The sequence below is a fragment of the Caulobacter sp. GW821-FHT10A06 genome, from assembly GCF_059415805.1.
On sequence record NZ_JBWKNY010000008.1, the window covers coordinates 150,931 to 163,338 of the forward strand.

A 12,408-nucleotide genomic window follows, 5' to 3' on the forward strand; every position below is an offset into this window, starting at 1 on the left:
TTAACAAGTGTTTGGGATAACAAACTAAGTAGCCGGATTCAATGGACTAAACGGTGACGCTTGGTTAACAGCCAAGCTTTTCTTCTAAACGGCGACGTAAAGCTTCCGGGCCAAGGTTTCGATTTCGCCGCGCAAGGATCCGCTGGTGCCCTTCAGCAGGGCCTCGACATTGCGCCGCGCGGCCTCGCGATCGCACGACAGGACCATCTGCTTGACCGGGCCGATGCCGGCCGGCGGCATGCTAAGCCCTTCAAATCCAAGGGCGACCAGCGCGAAGGCCTCCAGCGGACGGCCGGCCATTTCACCGCACACGGACACCGGCGTGCCGGTGTCGGCGCAAGCCTGCTGGATGGTCTTCAGCGCGCGCAGGGCGGCCGGCGACAGCGGGTCGTAGCGGTCCGAGACCTTCGGATTGCCCCGGTCGGCGGCGAACATGTACTGCATCAGGTCGTTGGTGCCGACCGAAACGAAGTCGGTCATCGGCAGCAGTGCGTCGAGATGCCACAGCAGCGACGGGGCCTCGATCATCGCCCCGACGTCCAGGCGGGCCGGCGCGGCGCGGCCACGCTTCAGGGCCCAGGCCACTTCCTGGTCGACGAAGGCGCGGGCGGCGCGGAACTCGTCGACATTGGCCACCAGCGGGAACATCACCTTCAGCGGCCGGCCGTTGGCGGCCTTGATCAGGGCGCGGATCTGCATGCGCAGCAGGGCCGGACGGTCCAGGCCCATGCGCACGGCGCGCCAACCCAGGGCCGGATTGTCCTCGCGCTCCAGCTCCATGTACGGCAGCAGCTTGTCGCCGCCGAGGTCCAGCGTGCGGAAGGTCACCGGCATGCCGTCGGCGGCGTCCAGCACCTTCTCGTAGAGCGCCGTCTGGGCCTCCAGGCGCGGCAGCTCCTCGGCGACCATGAACTGGAACTCGGTGCGGAACAGGCCGATGCCCTCCGCCCCGGTCTCGGCCAGGATGTCCAGGTCGACGGCCAGGCCGGCGTTCATCAGCAGCGTGATCTTCGCCCCGTCCTTGGTGATCGGCGGGGTGTCGCGCAGGCGGGCGAACTCGGCCTTGCGCTGGGCGCGGACCTCCATCCGGGTCTTCAGCGCCTTGACCACGTCCGGACGCGGCCGCAGCCAGGCTTCCTGCGTCTCGCCGTCGACGACCACGGGGTCGCCTTCGCTGACCCGGTCGCGCAGGCCGGCCAGGCGGCCGACGCAGGGGATGTCCAGGGCGCGGGCCACGATGCCGGCGTGGCTGGCGGCCGAACCTTCCTCGAGCAGGATGCCCTTCAGCTTGGTGCGGTCATATTCCAGCAGGTCGGCCGGCCCCAGGTTCCGGGCGATCAGGATGGCGTCGTCGGGCAGTACGCGCACGGCGTGGACGTCGCCCGACAGGTGGCGCAGCAGCCGGTCGTTCAGGTCTTCCAGGTCGTGCAGCCGCTCGCGCAGGTAAGGATCGCGGGCTTGGCCGAGGCGCGCGCGGTGCTCGGAGCGGACACGCTCGACGGCGGCCTCGGCGGTCAGGCCCGAACGCACGGCTTCGTTCAGGCTCCGGTTCCAGCCCCGGTCGTGAGCGAACAGGCGATAGGTCTCGAGAACCTCGTACGAGGCGCCGACCAGGCCGTGCTGGCCTTCCAGCATCTGGTCGATCTGGGTCTGCAGCGCCTCGATGGCGTAGGAGAGCCGCGCCTCCTCGGCCAGGGCGTCGTCCGACAGCAGGGTCTCGGGGACCACCGGCTGCTCGTGCAGCACCGCCACGCCATAGGCCAGACCTTCGGCGAAACGCGAGCCCTTCAGGCGCTCGGGCTTGTGCGGCGCCAGCTCGACGTCCTTGAGCTCGTCGGCGCCCAGCAGTTCGCTGGAGCTGACCATCTCGGCCAGCACCATGGCGATGATCTGGAGGTCCTCGACCTCCTCCTCGTCATAGACCCGCTCGGTGCGGTTCTGGACGACCAGCACGCCGATCGCCCGGCCACCGCGCAGCAGCGGCACGGCCAGGAAGGCGTGGTAGGGATCTTCGCCGGTTTCCGGACGATACGAGAACTGCGGGTGGCTGGCGGCGTCCGACAGGTTCAGCGGCCGGCCCAGACGCATGGTCTCGCCGACCAGGCCCTCGCCCGGTCCCAGCCGCGTGACGTGGACGGCCTCGCGGGCCAGACCCTCGGTGGCGAACAGTTCCAGATCGTTGGAGGCGCGGCGCAGATAGATCGAGCAGACTTCGGCCACCATCGAGATGGCGATGGTGCGCACCACCATGTCCAGCTTGGCCTGGGCGGGACCGCCGCCGGCCATGGCCTCGCGAATCTGCCGCAGCAGGCTGCGTGGTCCTCGAACGGCGATGCCGGATGCAGCCATCTCGTTCGCGTGCGCTCCCTAAGTGCCTGGAGGTACGATCTAGCCTAGCTTGAGCCGCCAGGGGTTAAAGACCGTCCGTCCTCTAGATGGGGGCTATAGCAGATTTCGCCCGCGCGAAAGCGGCCTAGGTCAACCGAACGTCGATTAGGTGTAGGGGCACGAAAAAGCGCCGCCCGGTTTTGCCGGACGGCGCAGTCTGCACGCTAGGGGAGGGATCGGAACTCTAGCGGCGATACTCGAAGCGAACGGGGGGACTAGCGGCGATAGCCGTAGTCGCGGGCGTCGTAGCGGTTGCCGTAACGGTCATAGGCGTAGCGGCTGTTCTGGTAGCCACGCTGATCGTAGCGGTTGTTGTAGTAGCCGCGGTTGTCGTAGCGCGGGGCCGTGCGATAGCCGTAGCCGTAGTTCTTCTTCTTGGCCGTCGTCGCGCCCAGGGCCGCGCCGGCGACCGCGCCGATGGCGACCGCTTCGGTCTTGCCGTCGCCGATGGCCGCGCCGGCCACGCCACCGATCACCGCGCCCAGAATGGCGCGCTCGGTCTTGCTGGCGGCGAAGGCCGACGAGGCGGGAGCAACCAGGGCGCCGGTGATGGCGACGGCGATCGCAGTCTTGGTGAAGGTCTTCATGACAAACTCCTTTTCCAGATGCGTCGCCCCCAAACCAATTCTGGGCGGCGCTGTTGATGTCTGTTGTAAGGGGGTCTGCCTGAACCTGATTTGAACCACGCCGTTCAGGTTCGCGTCATGTTGCGAAAAAGTTTTAGGCCGCCGCCAGGGCCGCTTTGGCCGGCCGATGCAGCCGCACCGACCACAGCACGCCGACCAGCATCAGCACGATCGCCGCCGTCTCCAGCCCGCGCGGCCAGCGGCCCTCATGCAGGAAGCCGTACAGCAGCGCGAACAGGGTCTCGAACACGATCAGCTGGCCCGACAGGCTGAGCGGCAGCAGGCGGCTGGCCGAATTCCACAGGCCGTTGCCGATCACCGAAGCCCCGATCGCCACCGCGAAACTGACCATCCAGAACCAGCGCCAGTCGGCCGCCGCATGCGATGCGCCGCCCATCATGAAGGCAGGGACCACCAGCAGCAGCGACAACAGCCCCGTGGCCAGGCCCGTCAGCAGCGACCACTCGTGGCTGGTGAATTTCGGCGTCGCGGCCAGGCGGCGGGCGTTCCAGACGGCGTAGGCGGTCCACATGGCCAGGGCCAAGGTCGCGCCCAGCAGGCCGACGACCTGCTTGCCTATCGAGGCGCCCTGCCCGTCCGTGAACACCGAGACGTTGATGCACACCCCACCGGCGACGATCAAAGCCAGCGGCGCGGCCAGGTGACGGAGCGCAACCCCCTCCCCCGGCTTGGCGCCCACAAGGGTCACCGTGACCGGCAACAGGCCAATGACCAGCGAGGCCAGGGCCACGCCAGAGCTCTGCACCGACACCGACAGGCCGACATAATAGATCAGGTTGCCCAGCAGGCTCAGCAGCACCAGGTCGCGCCAGTCACGGCCGTCCATCTTGGCCATCACCGTCCGCCAGCTCGGAACTAGCAGCACCGCCGACGCCAGGCCGTAGGCGATATAGCGCCCCGCCGTCATCTGCAGCGGCGTGAAGGCGTGGAGCAGCTTGGGCGCCAGGAACACCCCGCCCCAGAACGCGCCGGCGACCAGGCCGCACAGCAGGCCGAGGAGGAGATTGCGGGAGGTGCTCATGCGGCTGGGCTTAGCACCGCGCGCCAGGGGCGGCTTGGCGAAAGCTCTCGGAGGTTTGGCGTCTCCTCCCGGCGCGCTAGTTGGTCGCTTCGTAGCGACCTGGCCCGTGATCATCCTTCTTGGGCAAGGTGAGGAGCACGCCGGCCTTGGGTGAGATCACCTGAATGCGCTCGATCTTGGCCGACACGACACACCCCTTCCAATGCTGCTCGGAGGGATTGTCCAAGGTCGGAGTGGTTTTGCTTTCCCCGCAATCGACGATGGAGCCCGTCGACGACTTGCTGACGGTTCCTTCGATCAAGGCATACAGGTTGGCGGTTGCGGCGCGCGCGTCATCGGGCTTCATGGGAATGAGCTTGCTGGCCGCGTCATACACGCCGTACTTCGCCTTCGGCAGGGTTCCCATGTGGTCGTCGCCAATGCTTCCCACACCGAACTCGGTCCAGTAGGAGGACGTCACTTCTCGCTCCGCGCCGAACGCGTTGGACATCTTCCTCGGCTGACCGGTCGTATAGTCCGTGCTCAGCGCAAAGTAGCTGTAGTCGGGCCCGGGACCGCCCGCATCGCGATACTGAACCGTTGTGTCGGGATAGACGCGGATGTTCAGGACTTCCTTTTCCGCATCATATTCGTAACGGACACCCCCCACGTCACTGACGGGCAGACGAACCTGGAAACGACGTCCCTCCAAGGCGGAGTCGTCGAAGCCCTTGCTGAACTCGTCCTTCGGCGTGAACGTGAGCTTGGCCTTGCCATAGGCGATCATGTTCGCGGCCGTCACCGTGCCGTCGGACTTGAGCTGCAAATCAGCGGCGTTGGCCGCCGCCTTCGACGCCTCTTCGGTTCCGGACGACGACTCCCCGCAGCCGGCCAGCATCAGGGCCGCGGCGCCGGCCACCCAGAACATCTTCGAAAACCGCATAACGCCTCCCCAAGCGAATCCGGGGTCAAGGGACCATGCCGGACAGGGGAGATCAACCGCAGCGCTACTACCCTTTCCGCCACGCCCCCGGCGTAACGCCCATCACCGCCTTCCAGCCGGCGACCAGGCCGCACAGCAGGCCGAGAAGGAGATTGCGAGAGGTGCTCATGGGCCTGGGTTAGCAGGTCCCATTCCAGCGGGCTTGGCGAAAGCTCCCGCGGGTTTGGCGAGTGCTCTCAAGGGTTGACTCTTAAGTAGAGTAATGACGCAATCCAACCCTAGGTACAAGCAGGAGGGTTCGATGAAATCTCGTCGTGAAGTGATGTTCTCCGCCGCCGGCCTTGGCGTGGGCGCCCTGATGGTCGCCACCGCCGCCCAAGCCCGCACGCTATCGGCCAGCGCCTCGCCGTCGATCGTCGGCATGGACGACGACAACTGGTCCGATCCCGTCACCGTCAGCGTCAGCGGCGGCATCGGCCCCTACACCTATCAATGGGTGCGCACCTCGGGTTCGAGCGACATCTGGGCCACGGACGACACCAGCCCGGTGACCCAGTTCCGCTGGCTGGGGAACTTCAACGGTCCGCCGCGCCTGTCGGGCTGGGTGTGCCAGGTGACCGACAGCGCCAACGAGACCACCAGCACCGGCCTCATCCGCGCCGCCTACGCGTCGGACTGAGACCTAGCCGCGTCCCTTTCGCCAGGCGCCGGGGGTCACGCCCAGGCTGGCCTTCATGCGCTTGGTGAGACCGCTCTGATCGCCGTGCCCCGTACGCACGGCGATCTCGGCGATCGACAGGCTGGTGTCCGACAGCAGCCGCTGGGCCGCCCGCAGGCGCGCCTCCGACAGCGCTCCATGCGGCGTGGTCCCATAGGCGTCGGCGAACCGCGCGAAGAAGCGGCTCTGGCTCATGCCGGCCTCGGCGGCCAGGTCGCGGACAGTCAGGGCCTGGTCGAAGCGGGCCTCGATCATCGCGGCGGCGCGAGCCAGGCGCGGATCGACATTGATCGGCGCCGCCGACAGGCCGCGTAGCAAGAGCGGCGTCCACAGGCTGGCTACGCCGGTGTCGATCGCGCCGGGCGCCTCGCCGGCCAGATATTCCAGCAGGCCCCGCACCGCGCCGGTCACCGGAGCGAAGGGCCGCTCGCGCAGGGCCTCGAACGGCTTCATCAGCGCCCCGCCGATATCGGCCACCACGAACAGGTTCTCACCACAGGCGGCGAAGGCGTGGCGGGTTCCGGGCGGCACCACCGCCGCGCGGCCAGGATCCACGCGCCCGCCCTTGCCGTCGATCTCCATCTCCAGCACGCCCCGGCGCGGCAGCACGATCTGGTCGAAGGCGTGGGCGTGCGGCGGCGCGTCCTCGCCGTAGCGGCGGAACGACAGTTCGGCGGGGGCGGTCAGGTCGTGACCCATGCCCTCACTATAGCGGGATCAGCCGTGCCCCGGCAGGGCCAGGGCTTCGCTGGCGTCCTCGACCAGCTTGCGGGCCTGCTGCAGGGCCGCGTCGATGTCGGTCTCGATGAACTCGACCTCGAGGTCGGTCAGCGGGTGCGGGGCGGCGACGACATTGCGCAGATAGGCGCGCTTTTCGGCCTCGGTCATGGTCCACCAGCCGACGGTGTGGCCTTCCTCGATGACCGCGTCGCCCATGGCCAGCAGGTCGTCGGTGTCGAAGATCGGCTGGCCGGGCTTTTCCGGGAACCATTGGCCGTCGTCCGGCAGGGCCTGGTCCAGCTTGTTCAGCAGGGCCGCCAGCCACGGGCTGATCAGCAGCGGCTTCTCATAGCCGTCGCCGAACTTGGCGCGCAGCAAGAGGTCGTAGAGCAGGTCCAGGCCCGCGTCGCCGTGGAAGGTGACGGTCTTGGCGTCGGGGTCGAACTTGAAGACGTCGGACATGGGGATTCTCGGAGGCTGCAGCGCCTTCTTAACGTCAGAACACGACGTTTCGGCAACGGCGAAGCGCGATCGCGCTCCGCCTCAGCAATCCTACAGCTGGTCCAGCCCATACACCGCGTGCAGGGCGCGCACGGCCAGCTCGGTGTAGGCCGCGTCGATCAGGACCGAGATCTTGATCTCCGAGGTCGAGATGACCTGGATGTTGATGTTCTTCTCGGCCAGGGCCGCGAACATCGACTGGGCCACGCCGGCGTGGCTGCGCATGCCGACGCCGATGACCGACACCTTGGCGACGTCCTCGTTCACCGCGACGTCCTCGAAGCCGATCTCGGCGCGGGCGGCCTGGACGATCTCGACGGCGCGGGCGGCGTCACGCTTGCCGACCGTGAACTCCATGTTGGCGGTGTCGGCGCTGCGGGCGCGCGACTGCACGATCATGTCGACGTTCACATTGGCGTCGGCGAGGCGGCCGAAGATCTGCGAGGACACGCCCGGGTGATCGGGCAGGCCCAGCAGGGTGATCTTGGCTTCGTCGCGGCTGTAGGCGACGCCCGAGACGATGCGCTTTTCCATGATTTCTTCCTCGTCGCAGACGATCGTACCTTGGCCCGGGGCTTCGCCCGGTTCGACGAAACTCGACAGCACCCGCACCGGGACGCGATGGGCCATAGCCATCTCGACCGAACGGGTCTGCAGCACCTTGGCCCCCAGCGAGGCCATTTCAAGCATCTCTTCGTAGCTGATCTTGGCCAGGCGCTTGGCCTTGCTCTCGATCCGCGGGTCGGTGGTGTAGACCCCGTCCACGTCCGTATAGATGTCGCAAGCGCCCTTCACGGCGGCGGCGATCGCCACGGCCGAGGTGTCCGAGCCGCCACGGCCCAGGGTGGTGATGCGCTGCTTGGTCGTCACGCCCTGGAAGCCGGCGATGACGGCGATCTCGCCGTTCGCGAAGCATTCATCCAGGTTCTCGGACGGAATGTCCTCGATGCGGGCGCTGCCGTGGGCTTCGCTCGTGATGATCGGCACCTGCCAACCCAGGAACGAGCGAGCCTTGTGGCCCATGTTGCGCAGGGTCATGGCGAGGAGACCCGCGGTCACCTGCTCGCCCGACGCGACGACGGCGTCGTACTCGTCGTCCGACTCCGGAAGCCCTTGCGCGGCGCGGCCCGCGCCGTCCGTCCAGGCGACCAGTTCATTGGTCTTGCCCGACATGGCCGAGACGACCACCGCCACCTGCTTGCCCGTCGCCACCTCGGCCGCGACCAGGCGCGCCACCCGACGGATGCGCTCCAGGTCGGCCACCGAAGTGCCGCCGAACTTCATCACCAACCGAGACACGTGCCTGTCACCTCGAAAACCGGTCAATTCTTGCGCGGAACGCGGCGCAACGCCCCCGCTCGCGCAAGCCGCCGCCTTCTAGCGACCTTGATGCGGCGCCGCAATGCTCTCCCCGCTATTTTTGAGGGCCCGAAACGTCCGGAACCGGCGGAACCTTGAAGGCCACGACCTGCCGGCTGGCGCGATTGACGCCCCACAGCACGCGCTTGTCGTAGGGATCCCAAGCGATGGCCTGGCCCTCGACGGGGATCGCCAGCGTGGCGACATAGTCCAGGGTCGCCCCGCCCTCGGTGGGAATCTTCAGCGCGTACAGCTCGGGCCGGTCGTGGCCGGTGATGTAGAGCAGCCCGTCGTCGCCGAACCCGCCGCCCGAGCAGCTGTAGGGCGCCATTCGCGCCAGGACCTCTTCAGGCAGGGTCCAGGCGCCGACGCGCCGCCACTGGTCGTCGAACTTGACCAGGGTGGTCCAGCGGTGATCGCGGTTGGGCTCACCGCCCTTGGCGTCATAGTTGGCGAACATCGCGAACCAGAAGCCGTCGCGGCGGTCGACCCAGGTCAAGGAGCCGATGCCCGGTCCCAGCGGCACGGTCCGCACGTGGGTCATCTTCACCGGATCGAAAATCTCGACCGAGCTGTTCTGCGGCACGCTGGGATAGTTCGAGCCGGCGCAGACCAGGTCCTTGCCGACGATCAGGCAGGCGTTCAGGTGCTTGAAGCGCACCGGATCGCCGGTCCAGGTCGCCTGCTTGGCGCCGCTGGCCTTGTCGTAGCGGGCGATGCGGCCGTTATCGATGGCGTAGAGGTGGGTCTTGTCGGCCGCCACGCCCTGCTTGGCCTCCGGAGCGTCGAAGCGGCGCAGCTCGGTGGTCTGCAGGGTGGGTTCTTGGGCAAAGGCCGGCGAGGCCAAAGCCGCCAGGACAGCTGCGAGGATCAACGGCTTCATCGACTTGCTCCCGTACGCGCGACCGGACCCTAGCCCCGGCGCAAGGGTCGCTCTAGATAGGCTTTATGACGGATACTGCATCCCCCTCCTCTGGGCATCCCTCCTGGAGCATCGACCCCGCCGACGTGGCGCGGTTCTCGGCGATCGCCGCCGAGTGGTGGGATCCCAAGGGCAAGTTCGCGCCGCTGCACGTGTTCAACCCCTGCCGCCTGGCCTTCATCCGCGAGCAGGCGCTGGAGCGGTTCGGCCGCGACGGGACGCTGCGCCAGCCGTTCCAGGGCCTGTCCCTGCTCGACATCGGCTGCGGCGGCGGGCTGCTGTCCGAGCCGATGGCGCGGCTGGGATTTGACGTCACCGCCGTCGACGCCTCGGAAAAGAACATCAAGACCGCCGCGACCCACGCCGCCGAGCAGGGCCTGGCCATCGGTTATCGCCCCGCCACCGCCGAGCAGCTGCTGGCCGAGGGCGCGGGGCCGTTCGACGTGGTGCTGACCATGGAGGTCATCGAGCACGTCGCCGATCCGGGCGAGTTTCTGCGCACCTGCTCGCGGCTGCTCAAGCCCGGCGGCCTGATGATCGTCGCCACCCTGAACCGCACGCTGAAGGCTTTGGCGCTTGCGAAGATCGGCGCGGAATACATCCTGCGCTGGGTGCCGCCCGGCACCCACGAGTGGAAGCAGTTCCTGAAACCCGAAGAGCTGCGCGCCTTCATCGCCGGCGAGCCCGTCGAGATGCACGGCCCCTTCGGCGTGGCCTATAATCCGCTGACGGGCCGCTGGAGCCGCTCGGCCGATGTCGACATCAACTACATGATGACCGTCACCAAGGCCTGACCGTGAGTTGAAACGGCAGAGGTCCGGGAACCTCGATGTCACGCGGGCTTTTCCTCCCCGGGACATGAACCCGGATTGGCGACCCTGTCGGGGGTGGCCGTCGATCCGTTCGAGTGGGAACGGAGACACCTAATGACTCGCAAGACCTTGGCCGCCGTCCTGGCCGCCACCGTGGCGTGCGGCGCGATCGCCCCCGCCTTCGCGCAGGATTCGGCTTACCAGCAGAGCCTGCGCAACTACGACAACCAGCGCGCCAACTATTACGACAAGGTGGCCGAGTATCAGGACCGCCAGGCGGCCTATGAGCGCGACCGGGCCAACTACATCCGCAACCGCGACGACTATGACCGCCGTTACGGCCGCGGAGCCTATGACCGTCGCAACCCCAGCTTCGCCGAGCGCTACCGCGTCGCCCAGTATCGCGACAGCGCCGCCTACTATGCCGAGCAGGCCGAGTTCGAACGGTCGCGCGCCACCTACGAGCGCGCCCGCTACGACTATGACCGTCGTTACGGCCAAGGCAGCTATGACCGCCGCAACCCGCGCGAGGCCGACCGCTTCCGCACCGAAGGCGTCAGCTATACGTCCGGCTACAATGCCGACCGCGACCAGTGGGAGCGCGATCGCTCGCGTTATCTGAGCGCCCGTGACGACTATGACCGCCGTCGCGGCGCCGGGGCCTATGACCGTCGTTATCCCGGCGAGGCCAGCCGCTACAACGCGCCCTATGCCGGGGCCTACAGCATCGACACCAGCGCCAACGTCAACTACCGCGACGACTGTCGTCAGGACGCCAAGAAGAACGCCACCGTCGGCGGCGTGATCGGGGCCCTGGCCGGCGCGGCCCTGGGCTCGAACGTCGCCGCCCGCAACGCGCGTCCGGAAGGCACCGTCCTCGGGGCCCTGGTCGGCGCCGGCGTCGGGGCGGCCGTGGGCAACGCCTCGGCCAAGTGCGACACGCGCGGCAACTACTACAGCTATGACCAGACCCAGCCCTATCGCTACAGCGACGGCCGCTACGCCGAAGCCAGCGAACGCTGCCGCCTGGCCCCGGCCCCGACCGAGTACAACGGTCGCGTCGAGCAGCGCTATGTGCGGGTCTGCCCCGACGCCGACGGCCGTTATCGCGTCGACGGCTAAGCGCGATCGTAAGACCCAAGCTGGCGTCTGGTAGCCGACTTTCTCGGAAACCGGCCGTCAGCTTGGGCGTTTACGAAACGAGGGATCGTACAAGAAACAATATTGGAGAGCTCGCCATGCGCGCCCGCCTGAAGACCATCGTCCTGGCCACCGTCGTCGGTTTCACCGTCAGCAGCGTGGCCATCACCGCCGCAGAAGCCCAGCAGCGCCGTGAGCGCGTGCTGGTCTGCAACAAGTCCAAGGCCAAGAACGGCGCCATCATCGGCGGCCTGTCGGGCGCCCTGCTCGGCAACACCGTCGCGGGTCGCGGCAACAAGACCGAAGGCGCTCTGCTGGGCGCCGGCGTCGGCGCCGTCGCCGGTCACGAGATCGGCAAGGGCAAGAAGAAGTGCCACTACGAGTACCGTTATCGGTAACGCGTAGGGGTTCATCCAGAGCCAAAAGGGCGGCGGATCTCAGGGTCCGCCGCCTTTTGCATGTCGGGCTGCCTCCGGGGCTGATGGCAATCTTTGCCAAAACGTGCCAACTTTGGGGCTGGAGGCACATCATGGCTACGATGAACGTGTCCCTCCCCGACGCGATGAAAGCGTGGGTGGAAGGGCAGACCGAGACCGGCCGCTACAGCAATGCGAGCGACTATGTGCGCGACCTGATCCGGCGCGACCAGGAGCGCGCGGACAAGATCGCAGCCCTCCAAAAGCTCGTCGACGAAGCCGAAGAGAGCGGCGCAAGCCAGAACTCGATGACCGACATTCTCGCCATCGCGCGTCGCGGCCTCTGAAACCCTCTCTCATAGAGAGAGGGCGACTCTGCGACAGCCTCACCGACCTAGTTCACGTCCGTCTTCTTCGGCGCCGCCGGCGGCAACGCCGCGACCTTCACCCCGTCCTCGACCAGCGCCTTTACCTCGGTCGGCGAGGCCTCGCCGTAGATGCCGCGGTCTTCGGACTTGCCCTCGTGGATGGCGCGGGCCTCCTTGGCGAAGGCGTCGCCGACATAGTCGAAATTGTCCTCGACGTGCCGACGGACCTCGCCCATGGCCGTCATCATCATCTCGCGCATTTTCGGATCGACGGCGGGCGCCGCGCGCTGAGCTTTGGTCCCTGCCACGGCCGGGGCCATGATCTGCTTGGAGACGCCGTGCGAGCCGCAGACGGGGCACTCGACCAGCCCCCGCGCGGCCTGGTCGTCATAGTCCGACGACGACCCGAACCAGCCCTCGAACTCATGGGCGTGCTCGCACTGAAGCGCGTACTTGATCATAGGCGGAGGGTGC

General features: G+C 67.4%; 14 protein-coding genes. 5 read left to right on the plus strand and 9 right to left on the minus strand.

The window, feature by feature from the left end:
• Nucleotides 1-84 precede the first annotated feature (84 nt).
• The 4 genes from ptsP to AC07NF_RS23390 form a co-directional block, all read right to left on the minus strand.
• Entirely contained in the window at nt 85-2,349 is a 2,265-nt protein-coding gene (ptsP, locus tag AC07NF_RS23375) for a phosphoenolpyruvate--protein phosphotransferase (protein ID WP_492813251.1), read from the minus strand.
• Nucleotides 2,350-2,603: 254 nt separating this feature from the next.
• A complete protein-coding gene (locus AC07NF_RS23380; protein ID WP_494633079.1) occupies nt 2,604-2,975 on the minus strand; it encodes a YMGG-like glycine zipper-containing protein in 372 nt (123 codons plus the stop codon).
• Between the two features lie 133 nt (nt 2,976-3,108).
• Nucleotides 3,109-4,056 carry a DMT family transporter gene (locus AC07NF_RS23385; RefSeq protein ID WP_494633081.1) on the minus strand — a complete coding sequence of 316 codons (948 nt, stop codon included), beginning with the start codon at nt 4,054-4,056 and terminating at the stop codon, nt 3,109-3,111.
• 76 nt (nt 4,057-4,132) lie between these two features.
• On the minus strand, nt 4,133-4,978 hold the full coding sequence (locus tag AC07NF_RS23390; RefSeq protein ID WP_494633083.1) for a hypothetical protein: 846 nt from the start codon (nt 4,976-4,978) through the stop codon (nt 4,133-4,135).
• Nucleotides 4,979-5,279: 301 nt separating this feature from the next.
• Here AC07NF_RS23390 and AC07NF_RS23395 point away from each other — a divergent pair, with 301 nt between their 5' ends.
• Nucleotides 5,280-5,657 carry a SprB repeat-containing protein gene (locus tag AC07NF_RS23395; RefSeq protein WP_492813258.1) on the plus strand — a complete coding sequence of 126 codons (378 nt, stop codon included), beginning with the start codon at nt 5,280-5,282 and terminating at the stop codon, nt 5,655-5,657.
• Nucleotides 5,658-5,660: 3 nt separating this feature from the next.
• Here AC07NF_RS23395 and AC07NF_RS23400 read toward each other — a convergent pair whose 3' ends face one another.
• The 4 genes from AC07NF_RS23400 to AC07NF_RS23415 all read right to left on the minus strand — a co-directional run bounded on the left by AC07NF_RS23400 (nt 5,661) and on the right by AC07NF_RS23415 (nt 9,159).
• The gene (locus AC07NF_RS23400) at nt 5,661-6,395 is read right to left on the minus strand and encodes a helix-turn-helix domain-containing protein (protein WP_494633086.1); all 735 of its coding nucleotides are present in this window, start codon (nt 6,393-6,395) and stop codon (nt 5,661-5,663) included.
• Between the two features lie 18 nt (nt 6,396-6,413).
• Complete coding sequence (locus AC07NF_RS23405; RefSeq protein WP_492813262.1) at nt 6,414-6,878, minus strand: hypothetical protein; 465 nt, start codon at nt 6,876-6,878, stop codon at nt 6,414-6,416.
• Nucleotides 6,879-6,968: 90 nt separating this feature from the next.
• On the minus strand, nt 6,969-8,216 hold the full coding sequence (locus AC07NF_RS23410; RefSeq protein ID WP_494633091.1) for an aspartate kinase: 1,248 nt from the start codon (nt 8,214-8,216) through the stop codon (nt 6,969-6,971).
• A 115-nt stretch (nt 8,217-8,331) separates the two neighbouring features.
• A complete protein-coding gene (locus AC07NF_RS23415) occupies nt 8,332-9,159 on the minus strand; it encodes a hypothetical protein (RefSeq protein WP_494633094.1) in 828 nt (275 codons plus the stop codon).
• 65 nt (nt 9,160-9,224) lie between these two features.
• Here AC07NF_RS23415 and ubiG point away from each other — a divergent pair, with 65 nt between their 5' ends.
• The 4 genes from ubiG to AC07NF_RS23435 all read left to right on the plus strand — a co-directional run bounded on the left by ubiG (nt 9,225) and on the right by AC07NF_RS23435 (nt 11,913).
• Entirely contained in the window at nt 9,225-9,992 is a 768-nt protein-coding gene (ubiG, locus tag AC07NF_RS23420; protein WP_494633096.1) for a bifunctional 2-polyprenyl-6-hydroxyphenol methylase/3-demethylubiquinol 3-O-methyltransferase UbiG, read from the plus strand.
• Between the two features lie 132 nt (nt 9,993-10,124).
• Nucleotides 10,125-11,132, plus strand: a complete 1,008-nt coding sequence (locus AC07NF_RS23425) for a YMGG-like glycine zipper-containing protein (protein ID WP_494633098.1) — start codon at nt 10,125-10,127, stop codon at nt 11,130-11,132.
• A gap of 116 nt (nt 11,133-11,248) precedes the next feature.
• The gene (locus tag AC07NF_RS23430) at nt 11,249-11,548 is read left to right on the plus strand and encodes a glycine zipper 2TM domain-containing protein (RefSeq protein WP_494633101.1); all 300 of its coding nucleotides are present in this window, start codon (nt 11,249-11,251) and stop codon (nt 11,546-11,548) included.
• Between the two features lie 83 nt (nt 11,549-11,631).
• Entirely contained in the window at nt 11,632-11,913 is a 282-nt protein-coding gene (locus AC07NF_RS23435) for a type II toxin-antitoxin system ParD family antitoxin (protein ID WP_494633103.1), read from the plus strand.
• Between the two features lie 47 nt (nt 11,914-11,960).
• Here the strand turns inward: AC07NF_RS23435 and AC07NF_RS23440 are convergent, their stop codons facing one another.
• Nucleotides 11,961-12,395 (minus strand): DUF1178 family protein, encoded by a 435-nt coding sequence (locus AC07NF_RS23440; RefSeq protein WP_492813275.1) that lies wholly within the window; start codon nt 12,393-12,395, stop codon nt 11,961-11,963.
• Nucleotides 12,396-12,408: the final 13 nt, after the last annotated feature.